The sequence below is a fragment of the Streptomyces sp. NPDC045022 genome, from assembly GCF_056432605.1.
The window spans coordinates 173,434-194,137 of sequence record NZ_JBWKIR010000009.1 but is presented as its reverse complement, the minus strand read 5'-3'; the positions used below and the strand labels follow the sequence as shown (position 1 = coordinate 194,137).

The 20,704-nt window shown below is 71.2% G+C and carries 17 protein-coding genes; 9 read left to right on the top strand and 8 right to left on the bottom strand.

Going from position 1 to position 20,704, the window contains the following annotated elements; translation table 11 throughout:
* Positions 1–170 precede the first annotated feature (170 nt).
* From AC07C1_RS18560 to AC07C1_RS18550, 3 genes are read left to right on the top strand one after another with little or no spacing between them, the layout of a single operon-like run.
* A complete protein-coding gene (locus AC07C1_RS18560) occupies positions 171–1,322 on the top strand; it encodes a Gfo/Idh/MocA family protein (protein WP_478940214.1) in 1,152 nt (383 codons plus the stop codon).
* On the top strand, positions 1,319–2,470 hold the full coding sequence (locus AC07C1_RS18555) for a dihydrodipicolinate synthase family protein (protein ID WP_478940212.1): 1,152 nt from the start codon (positions 1,319–1,321) through the stop codon (positions 2,468–2,470). The genes AC07C1_RS18560 and AC07C1_RS18555 overlap by 4 nt, the downstream gene beginning before the upstream one ends.
* Positions 2,467–3,306 carry a sugar phosphate isomerase/epimerase family protein gene (locus AC07C1_RS18550; protein WP_478940210.1) on the top strand — a complete coding sequence of 280 codons (840 nt, stop codon included), beginning with the start codon at positions 2,467–2,469 and terminating at the stop codon, positions 3,304–3,306. Before AC07C1_RS18555 ends, AC07C1_RS18550 begins: the two co-directional genes overlap by 4 nt.
* Before the next feature lie 41 nt (positions 3,307–3,347).
* Here AC07C1_RS18550 and AC07C1_RS18545 read toward each other — a convergent pair whose 3' ends face one another.
* Positions 3,348–4,250, bottom strand: a complete 903-nt coding sequence (locus tag AC07C1_RS18545; RefSeq protein ID WP_478940208.1) for a ribokinase — start codon at positions 4,248–4,250, stop codon at positions 3,348–3,350.
* A gap of 40 nt (positions 4,251–4,290) precedes the next feature.
* A complete protein-coding gene (locus AC07C1_RS18540) occupies positions 4,291–4,806 on the bottom strand; it encodes a hypothetical protein (protein WP_478940206.1) in 516 nt (171 codons plus the stop codon).
* 53 nt (positions 4,807–4,859) lie between these two features.
* Between AC07C1_RS18540 and recD2 the strand changes: the two genes are divergently transcribed.
* Both recD2 and AC07C1_RS18530 read left to right on the top strand, forming a co-directional pair.
* Positions 4,860–7,127 carry an SF1B family DNA helicase RecD2 gene (gene recD2 / locus AC07C1_RS18535; protein WP_478940204.1) on the top strand — a complete coding sequence of 756 codons (2,268 nt, stop codon included), beginning with the start codon at positions 4,860–4,862 and terminating at the stop codon, positions 7,125–7,127.
* Between the two features lie 242 nt (positions 7,128–7,369).
* Entirely contained in the window at positions 7,370–8,659 is a 1,290-nt protein-coding gene (locus AC07C1_RS18530; RefSeq protein WP_478940202.1) for a citrate synthase, read from the top strand.
* A 596-nt stretch (positions 8,660–9,255) separates the two neighbouring features.
* Here AC07C1_RS18530 and AC07C1_RS18525 read toward each other — a convergent pair.
* The 4 genes from AC07C1_RS18525 to AC07C1_RS18510 all read right to left on the bottom strand — a co-directional run bounded on the left by AC07C1_RS18525 (position 9,256) and on the right by AC07C1_RS18510 (position 13,607).
* Positions 9,256–11,502 carry a heavy metal translocating P-type ATPase gene (locus AC07C1_RS18525; protein WP_478940200.1) on the bottom strand — a complete coding sequence of 749 codons (2,247 nt, stop codon included), beginning with the start codon at positions 11,500–11,502 and terminating at the stop codon, positions 9,256–9,258.
* A gap of 88 nt (positions 11,503–11,590) precedes the next feature.
* Complete coding sequence (locus AC07C1_RS18520) at positions 11,591–11,830, bottom strand: heavy-metal-associated domain-containing protein (protein ID WP_478940198.1); 240 nt, start codon at positions 11,828–11,830, stop codon at positions 11,591–11,593.
* 74 nt (positions 11,831–11,904) lie between these two features.
* Entirely contained in the window at positions 11,905–12,855 is a 951-nt protein-coding gene (locus AC07C1_RS18515; RefSeq protein ID WP_478940196.1) for a PrsW family intramembrane metalloprotease, read from the bottom strand.
* Positions 12,856–12,953: 98 nt separating this feature from the next.
* On the bottom strand, positions 12,954–13,607 hold the full coding sequence (locus AC07C1_RS18510; RefSeq protein ID WP_478940195.1) for a TetR/AcrR family transcriptional regulator: 654 nt from the start codon (positions 13,605–13,607) through the stop codon (positions 12,954–12,956).
* Between the two features lie 166 nt (positions 13,608–13,773).
* Between AC07C1_RS18510 and AC07C1_RS18505 the strand changes: the two genes are divergently transcribed.
* Both AC07C1_RS18505 and AC07C1_RS18500 read left to right on the top strand, forming a co-directional pair.
* Positions 13,774–15,981, top strand: a complete 2,208-nt coding sequence (locus tag AC07C1_RS18505; protein WP_478940193.1) for an MMPL family transporter — start codon at positions 13,774–13,776, stop codon at positions 15,979–15,981.
* Between the two features lie 151 nt (positions 15,982–16,132).
* Complete coding sequence (locus AC07C1_RS18500; RefSeq protein ID WP_478940191.1) at positions 16,133–17,182, top strand: zinc-dependent alcohol dehydrogenase family protein; 1,050 nt, start codon at positions 16,133–16,135, stop codon at positions 17,180–17,182.
* A gap of 113 nt (positions 17,183–17,295) precedes the next feature.
* Here the strand turns inward: AC07C1_RS18500 and AC07C1_RS18495 are convergent, their stop codons facing one another.
* On the bottom strand, positions 17,296–17,496 hold the full coding sequence (locus tag AC07C1_RS18495; RefSeq protein ID WP_478940189.1) for a helix-turn-helix transcriptional regulator: 201 nt from the start codon (positions 17,494–17,496) through the stop codon (positions 17,296–17,298).
* Between the two features lie 272 nt (positions 17,497–17,768).
* Positions 17,769–18,683 carry a sugar phosphate isomerase/epimerase family protein gene (locus tag AC07C1_RS18490; protein WP_478940187.1) on the bottom strand — a complete coding sequence of 305 codons (915 nt, stop codon included), beginning with the start codon at positions 18,681–18,683 and terminating at the stop codon, positions 17,769–17,771.
* Between the two features lie 125 nt (positions 18,684–18,808).
* On the opposite strand from AC07C1_RS18490, the gene iolC reads away from it, so the two are divergent.
* Together iolC and AC07C1_RS18480 are read left to right on the top strand one after the other, a co-directional pair.
* Positions 18,809–19,759, top strand: coding sequence for a 5-dehydro-2-deoxygluconokinase (iolC, locus tag AC07C1_RS18485; protein WP_478940185.1), 951 nt, complete (start codon positions 18,809–18,811; stop codon positions 19,757–19,759).
* A 59-nt stretch (positions 19,760–19,818) separates the two neighbouring features.
* Positions 19,819–20,703, top strand: coding sequence for a Cgl0159 family (beta/alpha)8-fold protein (locus AC07C1_RS18480; protein WP_478940424.1), 885 nt, complete (start codon positions 19,819–19,821; stop codon positions 20,701–20,703).
* Position 20,704 lies beyond the last annotated feature (1 nt).

The following is a 20,704-nucleotide window of genomic DNA, read 5'->3' as shown; positions in this document are numbered from 1 at the left end:
CAGACCTTAAAGCCACGGACCCCCGTTGTTCGCCCCCTCGAACAACTCGAAGAGGACACGGTCTTGTACAGACCACTGGCAGGGGCTAGCTTCTCACCAGATAGAAAGCGCTTGCTGCACTACCGACGCTGCTGCTGAACGGGGCGCTGGCGCCCACGAAGGGGACTGACGTGACACGGAAGACGGTGCGTATCGCCATGAACGGCGTGACCGGGCGCATGGGCTACCGCCAGCACCTGGTCCGGTCGATCCTCGCCCTGCGCGAACAGGGCGGCCTCGACCTCGGCGACGGCACCGTGCTCTGGCCCGAGCCGATCCTGCTCGGCCGCCGCGAGCACGCCCTGAGGGAGATCGCCGAACGGCACGGCCTGGAGCACGTCGCCACCGATGTCGACGCCGTCCTCGCCGACCCCACCGTCGACATCTACTTCGACTCCCAGGTCACCTCCGCCCGCGAGGAGGCGATCAGGAAGGCCATCGCCTCCGGCAAGCACATCTACACCGAGAAGCCCACCGCGACCGGTCTCGACGGCGCCCTCCAACTCGCCCGTCTCGCCCGCGAGAAGGGCGTCAAGCACGGAGTCGTCCAGGACAAGATCTTCCTGCCGGGCCTGCTGAAGCTGAAGCGGCTCATCGACGGCGGCTTCTTCGGCCGCGTCCTCTCCGTCCGCGGCGAGTTCGGCTACTGGGTCTTCGAGGGCGACTGGCAGGCCGCCCAGCGCCCCTCCTGGAACTACCGCGCCGAGGACGGCGGCGGCATCGTCGTCGACATGTTCCCGCACTGGGAATACGTCCTCCACGAGCTGTTCGGCCGCGTGACATCCGTCCAGGCCCTGGCCACCACCCACATCCCCCAGCGCTGGGACGAACAGGGCAAGCCCTACGACGCCACCGCCGACGACGCCGCCTACGGCATCTTCGAACTGGAAGGCGGCGCCATCGCCCAGATCAACTCCTCCTGGACGGTCCGCGTCAACCGGGACGAACTCGTCGAGTTCCAGGTCGACGGCACCGAGGGCTCGGCCGTGGCCGGCCTGCGCAACTGCCGCGCCCAGCACCGGTCGGCCACCCCCAAGCCGGTGTGGGATCCGGACATCCCCGCCACCGAGGTCTTCCGCGATCAGTGGCAGGAGGTCCCCGGCAACGGCGAGTTCGACAACGGCTTCAAGGCCCAGTGGGAGTTGTTCCTCAAGCACGTCCACGCCGACGCCCCCTACCACTGGGACCTGCTCGCCGGCGCCCGGGGCGTCCAACTCGCCGAACTGGGCCTGCGGTCCTCCGCCGAGGGCCGCCGCATCGACGTACCGGAGATCGCACTGTGACCATCCAGCTCCCGGCCCCGGACGGCACGTTGCGCGCCTACGAGCCGCGCACCGAACCGCTGACCTTCTCCTCCGGCACCCCCTTCACCTCCCGCACCGTCTTCTCGGCGGCCCACGTCGTCGCCGACCCGTACGCCGACGTCTCGCCCGACTCACCCGCCGCCGTCCACTGGGACGCCACCCTCGCCTTCCGCCGCCACCTGTGGTCCCACGGACTGGGTGTCGCCGAGGCGATGGACACCGCCCAGCGCGGCATGGGCCTGGACTGGGCGGGCGCGGCCGAACTGATCCGCCGGTCGGCGGCAGAGGCGAAGGCGGTCGGCGGCCGCATCGCCTGCGGGGTCGGCACCGACCAGCTCACCGGGGGATCCCTGGCCGAGATCAGGGCGGCCTACGAGGAACAGCTCGCCGTCGTCGAGGAGTCGGGCGCCCAGGCCATCCTGATGGCGTCCCGGGCACTGGCCTCCACCGCCTCCGGCCCCGAGGACTACCTGGAGACCTACGGCCATCTCCTGCGCCAGTCCGCCGAGCCGGTGATCCTGCACTGGCTGGGCCCCATGTTCGACCCGGCGCTGGAGGGCTACTGGGGGTCGAGCGACCTCGACGCGGCCACCGGCACCTTCCTGGAGGTCATCGCCGCACACCCCGACAAGGTGGACGGCGTCAAGGTGTCGCTGCTGGACGCGCGGCGGGAGATCGACCTGCGTCGTCGCCTCCCCGACGGGGTCCGCTGCTACACGGGCGACGACTTCAACTACCCGGATCTGATCGCGGGCGACGACAAGGGTTTCAGCCACGCCCTGCTCGGTATCTTCGACCCGCTGGGCCCACTGGCGGCGGAGGCCGTACGGACCCTCGACACCGGTGACGTCCCGGGCTTCCGAACCCTCCTGGATCCCACGGTCGGCCTCTCCCGCCACCTCTTCCAGGCACCCACCCGCTACTACAAGACGGGCGTCGTCCTCCTCGCCTGGCTCGCGGGCCACCAGTCGCACTTCACGATGGTCGGCGGCCTTCAGTCGGCCCGCTCCCTCCCGCACCTCGCCCGCGCCTACGAACTCGCCGACGGGCTCGGCCTGTTCCCGGACCCCAAGGTCGCCGAGGAACGCATGAAGACCCTGCTGTCGCTGTACGGGGTGAACCGATGACCGGCACCGGACTCGAACGCCTCGCCATCAACCAGGTGACGGTGAAACAGCTGTCCATGCCCGAACTGGTAGATGCCTGCGTGCAGTTGGGTGTACCAGCCGTGGGCCTGTGGCGTGAGCCGGTCCAGTCGTACGGGGTGGAGAAGACAGCCGAACTGGTCCGCGACGCGGGCCTGACGGTGACGACCCTGTGCCGGGGCGGCTTCCTCACGGCGATCGACCCGGAGGAGCGGGCGGCAGCCCTGGCCGACAACCGCCGTGCGGTCGAGGAGGCGGCCACGCTCGGCACGGACACCCTGGTCCTGGTCTCGGGAGGCCTCCCGCCCGGTGCGAAGGACCTGCGGGCCGCCCGGGAGCGCATCGCCGACGCCCTGACCGAACTGGCCCCCTACGCCGAGGCACACGGAGTCCGCCTGGCCATCGAGCCCCTGCACCCCATGTACGCGTCCGACCGCTGCGTGGTCTCCACCCTGGCCCAGGCCCTGGACCTCGCCGAACGCTTCCCCGCGCACCAGGTCGGGGTGACCGTGGACACGTACCACATCTGGTGGGACGACCAGGCCCCCGCCCAGATCGCCCGCGCGGGCGCGGCGGGCCGCATCCACACCTTCCAGCTCGCCGACTGGACCACCCCCCTCCCCGAGGGCGTCCTCAACGGCCGCGGCCAGATCGGGGACGGCTCGATCGACATGCGTAAGTGGAAGGCATACGTGGAGCAAGCCGGCTACACGGGCCCGATCGAGGTCGAACTCTTCAACGAGGGGCTGTGGGCGCGGGACGGCCGGGAGGTACTGGCGGAGACGGCGGCACGCTTCGTGGAGCATGTGATCCGCTAGGGAAAGAGCGCGGGAGCCCGTGCAACCCCCAACCCCCTTCTTCACAGCGCCGCGACCTCTTCGGCCGTCGGGTACGACTCCTGCGCCCCCCGCTTCGTCACGGCCGCCGCCCCGACCCGGGCCGCGTAGGCCGCCGCCTCCCGAAGGGGCACCCCCGTCCCCAGCCGCCACGCCAGCGCCGCCGTGAACGCGTCACCGGCGCCCGTGGTGTCCACCGCGTCCACCTTCACCGACGGCACCCGCGCCACGCCCGAACCGTCGCACACCAGCGCGCCTTCCGCGCCCAGCGTCACCACCACCGAGCGCGGGCCCCGGGCGGGCAGCAGCCGCGCCCAGTCCTCCGGGTCCCCGCCCACGCAGGCGTCCCCCAGAATCATCCGCGCCTCGTGCTCGTTGACGATCAGCGGGTCGCAGGCCGCCAGCACCTCGGACGGCAGTGGACGCGGCGGCGACGGGTTCAGCACGAAACGGCTGCCGGGAGCCAGCTTCCGTACGACCTCCACGACCGTCTCCAGCGGGATCTCCAGCTGCGCCGAGACCACCCGGGAGGCGTGGAAGAGGCGGCTCGCCGACCGGACGTCCTGCGGCGTCAGCCGGCCGTTCGCGCCCGGCGACACCACGATGCTGTTGTCCCCGCGGGGATCGACCGTGATCAGCGCGACGCCCGTCGGCGCCCCGCCCACCAGCACGCCCACCGTGTCGGTCCCGGCCGCGCGCAGGGAGTCGAGCAGCAGCCGGCCGTGCCCGTCGTCGCCGACCCGCGCCAGCAGGGCCGTACGCGCCCCGAGGCGGGCGGCGGCGACCGCCTGGTTGGCGCCCTTGCCGCCCGGGTGTACGGCCAGGTCACCGCCGAGCACCGTCTCGCCGGCGGCCGGCCGCCGCTCGACGTCGATCACCAGGTCGGCGTTGGCCGAACCCACGACCAGGAGATCGTAGTCGTACATCCGTCGACTCCCCTGAGAGAACAGAACTGCCCATCACTCGTCAGAGCCAGAAGACCGCGGCCAGGGTGATCAGGGTGGCCAGGGCCGTCAGGCCGCCGAAGACTCCGAAGGCTATGGCGATCTTCACGCTGGTGGGGCGGATCTCCCGCCAGCCCAGCTCCGCGGCCACGCCCCGGATCAGACGATGGCCCTCGGCGGACGAGAAGGTGTACTGGCCGGAGCCGTCCAGGTTCCGCTGCGATGTGAAGGACACGCTCCGGCCGACGGAGACCGTCCTGCCCAGCCGCACACCACTCAGGCCCACCTCGTACTCGACGGTGCGGACGACATCCGTGATGGAGAAGACCCTCTCCTTCGGTTGCACCGCGATGCGGTAGGTGTGCACCTGGCTGACGCGGCGACGGGACAAGAGGTCCTGCGACTGCGGGGCGTTCACGTCCACGGTCAGTTCCCAGCCCCGCTCCGCCGGGCACATCCGGTACGGAGTGCCCGTGGCGGCAGCCGCGAGGCGGGTGTAGAACTCCCCGGCGGAGCCTGTGCTGTTGGTGTCCGTCATGAGCACGCACAGTAACAGCGCCCTCTGTCACACCCTCCCGGTACCGTCGGAGCATGGCTCAACAGGCGGGGAACCCCACGGCCGAGCGGCGGCTCGCCACGCTCGAAGGCGTGCTGGAGCGCGTCACGTACGCCAATGAGGAGAACGGCTACACGGTCGCCCGGGTCGACACCGGAAGAGGCGCCGGAGACCTCCTCACGGTGGTCGGCGCGCTGCTCGGTGCCCAGGTGGGGGAGTCCCTGCGGATGGAGGGCCGCTGGGGGTCGCATCCGCAGTACGGCAAGCAGTTCCACGTCGAGAACTACACGACGCTCCTGCCCGCCACCGTCCAGGGCATCCGCCGTTACCTCGGCTCCGGCCTGGTCAAGGGCATCGGACCGGTCTTCGCCGACCGCATCACCCAGCACTTCGGGCTGGACACACTCAGGATCATCGAGGAGGAGCCCAAGCGGCTCATCGAGGTGCCCGGCCTCGGTCCGAAGCGGACCAAGAAGATCGCCGACGCCTGGGAGGAGCAGAAGGCGATCAAGGAGGTCATGCTCTTCCTCCAGACCGTCGAGGTGTCGACGTCCATCGCCGTGCGCATCTACAAGAAGTACGGCGACGCCTCCATCTCGGTCGTGAAAGAGCAGCCGTACCGGCTGGCCGCCGACGTCTGGGGCATCGGCTTCCTCACCGCCGACAAGATCGCCCAGTCCGTCGGCATCCCGCACGACAGCCCGGAGCGGGTGAAGGCGGGCCTGCAGTACGCGCTGTCCCAGTCCGCCGACCAGGGGCACTGCTTCCTGCCGGAGGAGCGGTTGATCGCGGATGCCGTCAAGCTCCTCCAGGTCGACACCGGGCTCGTCATCGAGTGTCTCGGGCAGCTGGCCCGGCCCCCGGAGGACGGGACGGATCCCGGGGTCGTCCGGGAGAAGGTGCCCGGGCCGGACGGCGGTGGCTCGGAGCCCGTGACCGCCGTGTATCTCGTGCCCTTCCACCGTGCGGAGCTGTCCCTCTCCTCCCAGCTGCTGCGTCTGCTGCGCACCGGCGACGACCGGATGCCGGCCTTCTGGGACGTGGACTGGGACAAGGCCCTCGGCTGGCTGAGATCGCACACCGGCGCCGATCTCGCCCCCGAGCAGGAGGCGGCGGTGAAGCTCGCGCTGAGCGAGAAGGTCGCCGTGCTGACCGGCGGGCCCGGTTGCGGCAAGTCCTTCACGGTCCGCTCGATCGTGGAGCTGGCCCGGGCCAAGCGGGCCAAGGTGCTGCTCGCCGCCCCGACCGGCCGTGCGGCCAAGCGGCTGTCGGAGCTGACCGGCGCCGAGGCGTCCACCGTCCACCGGCTGCTGGAGCTGAAGCCCGGCGGTGACGCGGCCTACGACAAGGACCGCCCGCTGGATGCCGACCTGGTGGTCGTGGACGAGGCGTCGATGCTGGATCTGCTGCTCGCCAACAAACTGGTGAAGGCGGTGCCGCCGGGGGCGCATCTGCTGTTCGTGGGGGACGTCGACCAGTTGCCCAGCGTGGGTGCGGGCGAGGTACTGCGGGACCTGCTCGCCGAGGACAGTCCCGTCCCCGCCGTCCGGCTCACCCGCGTCTTCCGGCAGGCGCAGCAGTCGGGCGTCGTCACCAACGCGCACCGGATCAACGCCGGGCAGCATCCGCTCACCGACGGGCTCAAGGACTTCTTTCTCTTCGTCGAGGACGACACGGAGGAGGCCGGGCGGCTCACCGTGGACGTGGCCGCCCGGCGCATTCCGGCCAGGTTCGGGCTCGACCCTCGGCGGGACGTGCAGGTGCTCGCGCCGATGCACCGAGGGCCGGCCGGCGCGGGCAACCTCAACGGCCTGCTCCAGCAGGCCATCACGCCCGGCCGGCCGGACCTGCCGGAGAAGCGGTTCGGCGGCAGGGTCTTCCGCGTCGGCGACAAGGTCACCCAGATTCGTAACAATTACGAGAAAGGGAAGAACGGCGTCTTCAACGGCACCGTGGGCGTGGTCACCTCGCTCGATCCGGTCGACCAGCGTCTGACGGTGCTGACGGACGAGGACGAGGAGGTTCCGTATGAATTCGACGAACTGGACGAGCTGGCACACGCGTACGCGGTGACCATCCATCGCTCGCAGGGGAGCGAATATCCCGCCGTGGTGATTCCCGTCACCACCGGAGCATGGATGATGCTCCAGCGGAACCTGCTGTACACGGCGGTGACACGGGCGAAACGACTCGTCGTCCTCGTCGGTTCACGCAAGGCGATCGGGCAGGCGGTGCGCACGGTGTCCGCGGGACGGCGCTGGACGGCGCTGGACTTCAGGCTCCGCGGTTCCCGATCGGCCTGACGACCGCCTCCGACCAGGGGCGGCGACCGGCATCACAAAAAATGATCGATCAAACGAGTCGCAAAGGTCACAGAGCACTTCCAGATGCCGGGCGGAGGGGGCAGGATGAGCAGGTTGGCGGCACTGAGTGCCGTCAATAGGCCCAATGGTCGACCCCGAGTGCACTCTCCTGAGCCAAATGGGGGATGGTAGAGACAGTCAGGGCACCTCGAAGATGAGGCACTACGTCGGTGAGGGAAGACGTGAGCGACAACTCTGTAGTACTGCGGTACGGCGACGGCGAGTACACCTACCCGGTGGTCGACAGCACCGTCGGCGACAAGGGCTTCGACATCGGGAAGCTCCGCGCCCAGACCGGTCTGGTGACCCTGGACAGCGGATACGGCAACACGGCCGCCTATAAATCCGCGGTCACCTACCTCGACGGCGAGTCGGGCATCCTCCGCTACCGCGGTTACCCCATCGAGCAGCTGGCCGAGCGCTCCACCTTCCTCGAGGTGGCGTACCTGCTGATCAACGGTGAGCTGCCCACCGTCGACGAGCTGACGACGTTCAAGAACGACATCACGCGGCACACCCTCCTGCACGAGGACGTCAAGAACTTCTACAGGGGCTTCCCGCGCGACGCGCACCCGATGGCCATGCTGTCGTCGGTCGTCTCGGCGCTGTCCACCTTCTACCAGGACAGCCACAACCCGTTCGACGAGAACCAGCGCGACCTCTCCACGATCCGCCTGCTCGCGAAGCTCCCGACGATCGCGGCCTATGCGTACAAGAAGTCGATCGGCCACCCGTTCGTCTACCCGCGCAACGACCTCGGCTACGTCGAGAACTTCCTGCGCATGACCTTCTCGGTCCCGGCGGACGAGTACGAGCTGGACCCGGTCGTCGTCTCCGCGCTCGACAAGCTGCTGATCCTGCACGCCGACCACGAGCAGAACTGTTCGACCTCCACGGTCCGTCTGGTCGGCTCCTCGCAGGCCAACATGTTCGCTTCGATCTCGGCCGGCATCAGCGCGCTGTGGGGCCCGCTGCACGGTGGCGCCAACCAGTCCGTGCTCGAGATGCTCGAGGGCATCCGTGACTCCGGCTCCGACGTCGACACCTTCATCCGGAAGGTGAAGAACAAGGAGGACGGCGTCCGTCTGATGGGCTTCGGCCACCGGGTCTACAAGAACTTCGACCCCCGCGCCAAGATCATCAAGGCCGCCGCGCACGACGTGCTCTCCGCCCTCGGCAAGTCCGACGAGCTGCTGGACATCGCCCTGAAGCTGGAGGAGCACGCGCTGTCCGACGACTACTTCGTCGAGCGCAAGCTGTACCCGAACGTGGACTTCTACACCGGTCTGATCTACCGGGCCATGGGCTTCCCGACCGAGATGTTCACGGTCCTGTTCGCCCTCGGCCGGCTGCCGGGCTGGATCGCCCAGTGGACCGAGATGATCAAGGAGCCGGGCTCCCGCATCGGCCGCCCGCGCCAGATCTACACCGGTGTGGTGGAGCGGGACTTCGTTCCGGTCGAGGAGCGCTGAACACACCGGACGGGTGGGCCTGCCGGACCGGCAGGCCCGTGAACCACCGGTGACAAGCGAAAAGCGGAAGGCGCCCTGACGCCGGTCCCCCCACGGGCCGACGACCAGGGCGCCTTCCCATGTCCCGGTGCGGATTCCCCCCACGGGATCCGGCCGGGCGCTCGGAGAGGACAGCGCCTGAATTCGCTGTCTGAGCACAACGAGCAGAACTCGTCGGACTCCAGTGATGTGGTGCGATCTGCCGGGACAACGCACGCAGGGAGGGCCGCTCAAAGCTTCCCGGTGTACGTGCCCCGGCAACGCATCTCTGAGGAAGTCCCCCAAGACATCCCCAGATGCCAGTCAGCGCCCCCCAAGACGCTGGTCTGACATCGCCAACTTAGACCTTCGAACCCCTTCGATGGTTACGTTCGCATCACTGTGATCTGCGTCTCTTGCATATGTCCTATAGGTGCGCAAGAGCCCCGATACGACGATCGGGACCCAAGCGTAAGGATGATGCGCGAGCCTTGTGAAGAGCTTATGTGAGGCGCGCGCCGGACTCCAGGGGGACTCCTACTTCGATCCCCCCGAATCCCCGGCGGTGCGGGGCGGCCTCACCGGAAGGTCCGCAGCCGCAGGCTGTTGGTCACCACGAACACCGAGGAGAAGGCCATCGCGGCGCCCGCGATCATCGGGTTCAGCAGGCCCGCGGCGGCCAGGGGCAGCGCGGCCACGTTGTAGCCGAAGGCCCACACGAGGTTGCCCTTGATGGTGGCGAGGGTGCGCCGGGAGAGCCGGATCGCGTCCGCGGCCACGCGCAGGTCCCCGCGCACCAGGGTCAGATCGCCGGCCTCGATCGCCGCGTCCGTGCCGGTGCCCATGGCGAGACCCAGGTCGGCGGTGGCCAGCGCGGCCGCGTCGTTGACGCCGTCGCCGACCATCGCCACGGCCCGCCCCTCGCGCTGCAGCCGTCGTACGACGTCCACCTTGTCCTCGGGGAGCACCTCGGCGATCACCTCGTCGATGCCGACGGCCTCGGCGACCGCCTCGGCGACGGTGCGGTTGTCCCCGGTGAGCAGTACCGGCGTGAGCCCGAGGGCGCGCAGCTCGCGCACCGCCTCGGCGCTGGTCTCCTTGACCGCGTCGGCGACGGCGAGGACTCCGCGGGCCCGGCCGTCCCAGCCGGCCACGACGGCCGTGCGGCCCTGCCGTTCGGCTTCCCGGGCCGCGCGGGCCAGCTCCGGCGGGAGGTCGTCGTACAGGCGCCCCACGGCCACCTCGCGGCCGTCCACGCGCCCGCGTACGCCTCGCCCTGGGACGTTCTCGAAGTGTGCGACCGCCGGCAGGGCGCCGGCGCGCTCCTCGGCGCCGGCGGCGATCGCGCGGGCGACCGGGTGCTCGGAGGCGTGCTCCAGGGCGCCCGCGAGGCGCAGCAGCTCCTTCTCGTCCTCGTCCTCGGCGACGTACACCGCCTGGAGGGTCATCCGGCCGGTGGTGACGGTGCCGGTCTTGTCGAGGACGACCGTGTCGACGCGGCGCGTGGACTCCAGCACCTCGGGGCCCTTGATGAGGATGCCGAGCTGGGCGCCGCGGCCGGTGCCGACCATCAGCGCGGTCGGCGTGGCGAGGCCCAGGGCGCAGGGGCAGGCGATGATCAGTACGGCGACGGCGGCCGTGAACGCGGCGACCGGGTCCCCGGTGACGCCCAGCCAGACGCCGAACGTACCGAGCGCGAGGAGGATGACCACGGGCACGAACACGGCGGAGACGCGGTCGGCGAGCCGTTGCACCTCGGCCTTGCCGTTCTGCGCGTCCTCCACGAGCCTGGCCATCCGGGCGAGCTGGGTGTCGGCGCCGACCCGGGTGGCCTCGACGACCAGCCGGCCGCCCGCGTTGACCGTGGCGCCGGTGACCCGGTCGCCCGGGCCGACGTCCACCGGCACCGACTCGCCGGTGAGCATGGACGCGTCCACCGCGGAGACGCCCTCCACGACGGTGCCGTCGGTCGCGATCTTCTCGCCGGGCCGTACGACGAACCGGTCGCCGGCCCCGAGGGAGCCCACCGGGACCCGCACCTCGCGTCCGTCCCGCAGTACCGCGACGTCCTTAGCGCCCAGCTCCATCAGCGCCTTCAGGGCGGCCCCGGCGCTCCGCCTGGAGCGGGCCTCCAGATAGCGGCCCAGCAGGATCAGCGCGACGACCCCGGCGGCGACCTCCAGGTAGATGGTGGACGCGCCGTCCATCCGCGACACGGTGAGGCGGAACTCGTCGTGCATGCCGGGCATGCCCGCGTCACCGAAGAACAGCGCCCACAGCGACCAGCCGAACGCGGCCAGCGTGCCGACCGAGACGAGGGTGTCCATGGTGGCGGCGCCGTGCCGGGCGTTGGTCCAGGCGGCCCGGTGGAAGGGGGCGCCACCCCAGACGACGACGGGCGCCGCGAGCGTGAGCGAGAGCCACTGCCAGTTGTCGAACTGCAGCGCGGGGACCATCGCGAGCAGGACCACGGGCGCGGCGAGCAGTGCGGAGACGAGCAGTCGGTGTCGCACGGCGCCGAGTTCGAGGTCCGGCCCGGGCGTCTCCGGGGCCGCCTCGGGCGCGGGCTGTGGTGGCGGGGGTTCCTCGGCGGTGTACCCCGTCTTCACCACGGTGGCGATCAGGTCGGCGACCTGGACGCCCTCGGCGTAGGTGACCTTCGCCTTCTCGGTGGCGAAGTTGACGGTGGCGCTCACGCCCTCCATCCGGTTGAGCTTCTTCTCCACCCGGGCGGCGCAGGAGGCGCAGGTCATTCCGCCGATGAGCAGCTCGGCCTCGGAGGCCGTACCCGTGGCTATGGCTGTCCCTGCGGTGGTGCTGGTCATGTGCCGGACTCCAGACTTCGGACCGGGCCGTACGGATCCAGTATCAGCTGGCCGGCACCGCCCGGTCGGGGAAACGGAGCGTACTTTCTCAGGCCTTGCCGGCCAGCTCGAAGCCGGCCTCGTCGACGGCGGCGCGCACGGCGTCGTCGTCCAGCGGGGCCTCGGAGACGACGGTCACCTCGCCGGTCGACGCGACGGCCTTCACCGAGCTGACGCCGGGGATCTGGGAGATCTCGCCGGAGACCGAGCCCTCGCAGTGGCCGCAGCTCATGCCGGTCACCTGGTAGACGGCGGTGACGGAGCCCGGGGTGTCGGTCTGGGTGCTCATGTCGTTCTCCTCGTCGGTGCTTCTTGGGCCGGTGGGGGCCCGTCAGGGAACCCCACGCTCTCCACAGTATACCCCTAGGGGGTATTCCTCCAAGGGGTGCCCCGGCGCGCCAGCGCCCGCACCCAGCCGATCCCGGCCAGGGCGACCAGGGCCATGCCGCCGACCGAGAACAGCGTCAACAGGTGCTCCTGTTCCGCGCCCGGCCGGCTCGGGTACCCCTGCGCGAACAGCGGGAGGCGCAGGCCGGTGCCGGCCAGGCGGGCCACCAGCCAGACCGCGATGCCGTGCGTGGCGTCCCACAGGGTGTGCAGCAGGGAGGCGCCCATGTAGGCGGCGATCACGGGCGGGGCGTACCGGAAGCGCCCGTTCGGCCGGCGCAGCGACAGCAGCGCACTGCCCGCGATCGCCGTCCACAGGCCGTGTCCGAGAGGCGCGAGTACCCCGCGCAGCAGCTCCCTCTCCAGCAGCGTGCGCAGGCCGACGCCCTCGCTCGAGACCGCCGCGCCGTAGGCGTACCCGGCACTCTCCAGTGCCGCGAAGCCGAAGCCCACGGCCGCGCCGAGCACCAGACCGGCCCGCGTCCCGCGGATGCCCGGCTGCCGGCGGAGTACGAACACCAGCGCCCCCAGCTTGGCCGCCTCCTCGATCAGACCGACGCCGAGGAGCGTCCCGGGGGAGGGGCGCAGCAGGTACGACTCCATCTGTGCGGCGCCGGGCACGCCGAGCGTGCCACCGGCCAGGAAGCAGCCGAGGATGGCGCTGACGCCCAGGTCACGGCCGTGCCGCTCGTAGGCCCACAGTACGAAGACGACCGGTACGAGGAAGCTGCCGAGCAGGATCGGCGTCGGCAGCAGTGCGGTGTTCCGTGTGGCGTACGAGGCCCCCGCGGTTACCGTCCACAGGGCGAGCCCGCCGCCCAGGACGCGCCGCCACAGTCCCGCCCCGATGCGCGGGTACGGCGGTGGGGGCTGCTGCGGGCCGGGGATGCGGGCCTTGGGCGTGCCGGGCGGCGGTGAGTGGCTCACGTGGGTCCCTCGGGCTGCTGGGCGATGGATCCGCTGGGCGATTTATCCGCACCTTAGGCAGATGTCCCGTGGGTCGCAGTCCGGGGGGTGCGCTGGGGTCACGTACGGCCGGGCCGGTCGCCCGCCAGCGGTTCCAGGTAGCGGATCAGGACGTCCTTGACCTCTTGGATGTACGCCGCGCGCTCATCGCCCTCGTGGGTGAGGGCCAGTTCGAGTCCGGCCTTGTAGATGCCGAGGCAGACGTGTGCCGTGCGCGAGATGTCGGCCGGGGAGGCGGCGGGCATGAGGGAGGCGAGCAGGGTCTCGATGCGGCCGATCACGGTCGTGTGCAACTGGTCGTGCGCCTCGGCCATCCGGCCCGGGATGTCGGGGCCGTGCATGAGCGCGAAGAAGACCGGGTGGTCGGTGTTGAAGGCCATGAACCGGTCGACGGCCGAGCCGATCGCCTCCTCCAGGGGGGTGGCGGGACCGACGGGCGCCAGGGCCTCGCCGTAGGTCGCCCGCATCTCGTGCATGAGCCGGTCGCCCAGCTCGATCGCGATCGCTTCCTTGTTCGGGAAGAACTGGTAGAGCGTGCCCGGCGAGACGCCGGCCTCGCGGGCGATGGCGTTGGTGCTGGCGGCCGTGTAGCCGGTCGTGCAGAAGACCTGGGCGGCGGCCTGGAGCAGCTGGGCGATACGGCGTTCGCCGCGGGCCTGGCGGCGGCGCGGCTGCTCCTTCTCCGTCTTGTCGGGCTCGGTCTTCTCGGGCACGCGTTATCCCCAGCTCTCGGAACGCGATTGACAAACGCGAGCGGTCGCTCGCATTCTTGTGAAACGCGAGTGATCTCTCGTGTTTGCCAGTCTATGGGCAATGGCTCATCCATGCTGCCGTGCTCGCACACGGCCGCGCCGGCCAGGGTGAAGGGGACACCGCACGATGACCGAAGTCAACACACCGCCGCGATCCGGGGACGGACCACCCCGTCCCGGCGGATGGACCCGCTTCGTGACCGCCCGTCCACGCCTGTCGCTGCTCGTGGCCCTGCTGCTCACCGCGCTCGCCGTGCTGGCCGGCAGCGGGGTCGCGGATCACCTCGGCAGCGGCGGCTGGGAGGACCCCGCCGCCGAGTCGACGTACGCGACCAAGGCGCTGGAGCGCGAGTTCCCCGGCTCCCAGCCGAACCTGCTGCTCCTGCTCGACTCGGGCCGGGCCTCGGTCGACGACCCGGCGGTCGCCGCCGAGGCCCGAAACCTGACCACCCGGCTGGCGGGGGAGAAGGGGGTCACCGGCGTCGGCTCCTACTGGCAGAGCAAGTCGCCCGCCCTGCGTGCCGAGGACGGCCGCGAGGCGCTGATCGCCGCCCGCATCACCGGCGACGAGAACGCGATGGCCCGGACCCTGGACCGCATAGCCCCCCACTACCGGGGCACGCACGGCCCGGTAGAGGTGAAGGTCGGCGGCATCGTCGCGGTCCGGCACGAGATGCAGACCATCATCAAGGAGGACCTGACCCGGGCCGAGATGATCGCCCTGCCCATCACCCTCGTGCTGCTCGTGATGGTCTTCGGCAGCGCGGTCGCCGCCCTGCTGCCGCTGGGCATCGGGATCGTGGCGATCCTCGGGACGAACGCGGTGCTGCGCGGTCTGACGACCTTCACCGACGTCTCCGTCTTCGCGCTGAACCTCACCACGGCTCTCGGCCTCGGCCTCGCCATCGACTACGCCCTGTTCATCGTCCGCCGCTACCGCGAGGAACTCTCCACCGGCGCCGACCCGTCGACGGCCGTGGGGACGACCCTGCGCACGGCCGGCCGCACGGTGCTCTTCTCCGCGCTCACGGTCGCGGTGTCCCTGGCCGCGATGATGGTCTTCCCGCAGTACTTCCTGCGGTCCTTCGCCTACGCCGGCATCGCCGTGGTCCTGCTCGCGGCGGCCGCCGCGCTGATCCTGCTCCCGGCCGCGCTGATCCTGCTCGGCCACCGGGTCAACTCCCTGGACCTGCGCCGCCTCCTCCGGCGCGGTCGCGCGTCCCGGCCCGCCGAGGGCACCGCCTGGGCACGTGCCGCCTCTCTGGTCATGCGCCGCGCCCCGCTCTTCGCGCTCGGCACCACCGCCCTGCTGGTCATCCTCGGACTGCCCTTCATGGGCGTGAAGTTCGGCACCGCCGACGACCGCCAGCTCCCCTCGACCGCCGAGTCCCATGCGGTGCAGCAGGACATCCGCGACGGCTTCCCGGGCAGTCCCGGCGGCGGGCTGGAGGTCCTCGCCGAGGGCGGGGCCACCGAGGCGCAGTACGCCGCCTTCAGGCAGCGGGTGGCCGCCCTGCCCGAGGTGGCCCGCGTCGACGGCCCCCTGGTCAAGGGCGACGCGGCCTACTTCACCGTCCAGCCGAGAGGCGAGGCCGTGGACGACCCCGCCCAGCGTCTGGTGGGTGACCTGCGCTCCCTGCATGCCCCGTTCGACACCGAGGTGACCGGCACGGCGGCCGCCCTCGTCGACACCAAGCACGCGATAGCCGAACGCCTGCCCTGGGCGGCCCTGTTCATCGCCGTGGTGACTCTGCTGCTGGTCTTCCTGCTCACCGGCAGCGTGCTGATACCCCTGCAGGCCGTGGTGCTCAACGCGCTCAGCCTGACGGCGATGTTCGGCGCGGTGGTGTGGGTCTTCCAGGACGGCCACCTGTCGGGCGCGCTCGGTTTCACCAGTTCCGGCTCCATCGAGACCACCTTGCCCGTCCTGATGTTCTGCGTGGCCTTCGGTCTCTCCATGGACTACGGCGTGTTCCTGCTCTCCCGCATCAAGGAGGAGTACGACCGCACCGGTGACCACGACACGGCCGTGCGCCACGGACTGCAGCGCACGGGCGGGCTGATCACCGCGGCGGCGATCATCCTCGCGGTGGTGATGGTCGCCATCGGCACTTCACGGGTGACCAACACCAAGATGCTGGGCCTCGGCATCGCGCTCGCGGTGCTGATGGACGCCATGGTGGTGCGCAGCCTGCTGGTCCCGGCCATCATGCGGCTCACCGGCCGTGCCACCTGGTGGGCCCCGGCCCCGCTGCGCCGCCTCCACCAGCGGTTCGGCCTGAGCGAGGGCGAGTCGGCCGTAGAGACGGAGGAGAGGGAACCGGTACCGGTGTGAGCGTGCGGCCCGTGTGGGCGGTCCGCCCCCCACAGCCCCGGATCACCGTCGGCGCCTGCGGCCGGACGGACCCGTCGGTCACGGCCGCTGTCGGCCCGTTGCACACGTCGTGGACACTTGACCCCTGAAGCGACCCGGGACGGTGAGGTGCATGAGAGCGGTGGTGTTCGAGCGGTTCGGCGAGCCTGCCGAGGTGCGGGAGGTGCCCGATCCCGAGCCGGCCGAGCACGGTGTGGTGGTGCGGGTCGAGGCGACCGGGCTGTGCCGCAGCGACTGGCACGGCTGGATGGGGCACGACCCCGACATCACGCTGCCGCACGTGCCCGGGCATGAACTCGCCGGTGTCGTCGAGACGGTGGGCGCGCGGGTGACCGGGTGGCGGCCCGGTGACCGTGTCACCGTGCCCTTCGTGTGCGCCTGCGGCACCTGCCCGTCCTGCGCGGCGGGTGACCAGCAGGTGTGCGAGCGCCAGACCCAGCCCGGCTTCCACCACTGGGGCTCCTTCGCCGAGTACGTGGCGCTCGACCACGCCGACGTCAACCTCGTCGCCGTCCCGGACGACATGGCCTACGCCACCGCCGCCGGCCTCGGCTGCCGCTTCGCCACCGCCTTCCGTGCCGTGGTGCAGCAGGGCCGGGTCGCGGCCGGGCAGTGGGTCGCGGTGCACGGCTGCGGCGGAGTGGGCCTGTCGGCGGTGATGATCGCGGCGGCCTCGGGGGCCCGGGTGGTCGCCGTCGACGTAGCGCCCCAAGCCCTCGACCTGGCGCGGAAGTTCGGCGCCGCCGAGTGCGTGGACGCGACCGGCGTGCCCGACACGGCCGCCGCCGTCCGCGAGCTGACCGGCGGTGGCGCCCACCTCTCCCTCGACGCCCTCGGCTCACCCGCCACCTGTGTGGCCTCCGTGAACGGCCTGCGCCGCCGCGGCCGGCACGTCCAGGTCGGCCTGCTGCCCTCCCCCGACGGCACCACACCTGTCCCCCTGGCCCGCGCCATCGCTCTGGAACTGGAGCTCCTCGGCAGCCACGGCATGGCCGCGCACACCTATCCGGCCATGCTCCACCTGGTCCGCGCCGGCATCCTGCGCCCCGACCTCCTGGTGACCTCCACCATCGCCCTCGACGCGGCCCCGGCGGCACTCGCGGCGATGGGCACGACAGCGGGGGCGGGGGTCACGGTCATCGAGCCATGGGGCCGGGGCTGAGGGTTCCGCCACGGCACCGTCTCGCTCGGCGCAGACCGCGGAGCCCCTTGCTCCCGGGCGACGGAGGGCGCGCGGGGGTTCTCCGCCGGGGCCGTCCTCCGGAGCCCGGGCGTTCAGTCCTGTCTGCGGCCGCGGTTGCCGGGGCGCAGGGCGACCCAGGCGCGGACGGTGTCGGCGTACCAATAGGGCTTGCCGCTCTCCACGTGGTCGGGCGGGGGCAGCAGACCGTGCTTGCGATAGGACCGTACGGTGTCCGGCTGCACCTTGATGTGCGCCGCGATCTCCTTGTAGGACCAGAGCCTCCGGTCGGTCATGAGCCGCACCTCCCTGCGTGCGCCGCGGCGGCGGCCGAGGACGGCCGTCGGGGGAGCCGGGCGCTTCGCTGGCGATCAACAAGCCTGTGTCCGGTGAACGACGCTCAGTGACCAAGGGACAGTGCCTGTGGGTCGGGTGTGACCGAGAACCCGCGTAATCGCGACATGCGTGACACGAAGGGGGTGTTTGTGACACAGCTGCTGCAAAGGTGCACGCCGGTTCGCGGGCGGGGCGTGTTGACTTCTGGGACCGGGACCGTACGGGGGCGCTGCTACGCCCCGCACGAGCGAAGGAAGGCCCGCGTCCGCCGGGCGATCGGCAGCGGCTTGTCGGGGTGGCACGGATACATGTCCTGCTCGACGATCGCGAACAGGTCGACGCCCAGCCGCTGCGCAGCGGCAAGAACCGGACCGAGTTCCGGCACGCCGCCCGGCGGTTCGCACATCACACCCTGGGCGACCGCCGGGCCGAACGGTGTGCCCTTGTCCCGCACGTCGGCCAGGATCTCCGGGTCCACCTGCTTGAGGTGCAGATAGCCGATCCGCTCGCCGTAGGTCTCGATCAGCTTGACGCTGTCCCCGCCGCAGTAGGCGTAGTGCCCGGTGTCCAGGCACAGCGACACCAGGTCGGAGTCCGTGCCGTCGAGGAAGCGGGTGACGTTCTCCTCGCTGTCGATGTGGGTGTCGGCGTGCGGGTGGACGACGATTCCGAGGCCGTACCGCTCGCGCACCTCCCGCCCGAGCCGCTCGGTCAGCGAGGTGAGGTTCCGCCACTGCTCCGGCGTCAGTTCCGAGGGCTCCAGCACCTGCCCCGTCCGGTCGTCCCGCCAGAAGGACGGGATGACGACCAGGTGGCGGGCGCCCATCGCCTGGGTGAGGGCGGCGATGGCGGAGACATGGGCCCAGGTCCGTTCCCACACCGCCGCGCCGTGGTGCAGGCCGGTGAAGACGGTGCCGGCCGACACGTTGAGGCCACGCCGGGCGGTCTCCTCGGCGAGCACCGCCGGGTCGGTGGGCAGATAGCCGTAGGGGCCCAGCTCGATCCATGTGTAGCCGGAGGCGGCCACCTCGTCCAGGAAGCGCCGCCAGGGCACCTGGCCGGGGTCGTCCGGGAACCACACGCCCCAGGAGTCGGGCGCCGAACCGATGCGGATGCGGGAGAGTGAGGAAGGCGACAGCGACGTCATGGCCGTCAGCGTGCGGGCGCGGAGAAAGCGGTGTCAAGGACTGGTCCGAATGTCTGGACAAAACATTGACAGGGCTCGGCGTGCGGGACTAGAAAGCCGGGGAGAGCCATGACGAAGGGAAGCCGATGGCCTACGACCTGATCACCATGGGGCGGATCGGAGTGGACCTCTATCCGCTGCAGACCGGTGTCCCGCTCGCCCAGGTGTCGTCCTTCGGCAAGTTCCTCGGCGGGTCGGCGACGAACGTCGCGGTCGCCGCGGCCCGGCTCGGCCGGCACACCGCCGTGATCACCCGTACCGGCGACGATCCGTTCGGCGCCTATCTGCACGAGGCGCTGCGCGGCTTCGGCGTCGACGACCGCTGGGTGACGCCGGTCCCCGGGCTGCCGACCCCCGTCACCTTCTGCGAGGTCTTCCCGCCGGACGACTTCCCGCTCTACTTCTACCGGCAGCCCAAGGCGCCCGACCTGGAGATCGACGCCCACGACCTGGACCTGGACGCCGTCCGCGACGCCCGGATCTTCTGGGTCACCGGTACCGGCCTGAGCGAGGAACCCAGCCGTACGGCGACCCTCGCGGCCCTCGCCCACCGGGCGAGGTCGGGCACGACGGTCTTCGATCTCGACTGGCGGCCGATGTTCTGGACCGACCCCGAGTCCGCCCGCCCCTTCTATGCGGAGGCGCTGGCCCACACCACGGTCGCCGTCGGCAACCTGGACGAGGTGGAGATCGCCACCGGGGTGCGCGAACCCCATGCGGCGGCCCGCGCACTGCTGGCCGCCGGGGTGGAGATCGCCGTGGTGAAGCAGGGGCCCAAGGGGGTGCTGGCCGTCAGCGCCTCGGGCGAGTCCGCCGAGGTGCCGCCGCTGCCCGTCGACGTCCTCAACGGACTCGGCGCGGGAGACGCCTTCGGCGGCTCGCTGTGCCACGGTCTGCTGGCCGGCTGGGACCTGGAGACGAACATGCGGCACGCCAACGCGGCCGGCGCCATCGTCGCCTCCCGCCTGGAGTGCTCCTCCGCGATGCCGACCCCCGACGAGGTGGCCGCCGCGCTCGAGGCCGGAGCGGTGCTGTGAGGGCGGGCCGCGTCGCGGGCACGCACACCCACGGAGGCGACGGGGTCCGTCACCCGCGCGTGGACGTGGCCGAGCTGGTCCGCATCCGCACCCACCACCCCGAGGCGATCGCCGAGGCCGCCGCCCGCCGGGCCCGCAGGCCCCTGCTGCACGAGAACGGCCGGCTGATGATCGTCGCCGCCGACCATCCGGCCCGGGGCGCCCTCGGTGTCGGTGACCGCAAACTCGCCATGGCCAACCGGGCCGACCTGCTCGAACGCCTGTGCCTGGCGCTGTCCCGCCCCGGCGTCGACGGCGTCCTCGCCACCGCCGACATCCTCGACGACCTGCTCCTGCTCGGCGCCCTCGACCACAAGGTCGTCATGGGCTCCATGAACCGCGGTGGCCTGCAGGGGGCCAGCTTCGAGCTGGACGACCGGTTCACCGGCCACCGCCCCGAGGACATCCAGCGCCTCGGCTTCGACGCGGGCAAGCTGCTGCTGCGCGTCGACTACGCGGACCCGGGCTCCCTGACCACCCTGGAGTCCACCGCCCGCGCCATCGACGACATGGCCGCGCGCCGGCTGCCCGTCTTCGTGGAGCCGTTCATCAGCCGCCGCGGACCCGGGGGGAAGCTGGGGAACGACCTGTCCGCCGAGGCGGTCACCAAGTCCATCGCCATCGCCTCCGGCCTCGGCGGCTCCTCGGCCTACACCTGGCTGAAGGTGCCGGTCACCGAGAACCCCGACGACATGGCCCGGGTCATGGAGACCTCGACCCTGCCGGCCGTGCTGCTCGGCGGCGACATCGGCGACTCGCCCGAGGACCAGGTCGCCGCCTACGAGAAGTGGCGCGGGGCGCTCCAGCTGCCCACCGTGCGCGGCCTGGTGGTCGGCCGCTCACTGCTGTACCCGGCGGACGGCGATGTGGCCGCCGCCGTGGACACCGCCGTAGGACTGCTGTGAG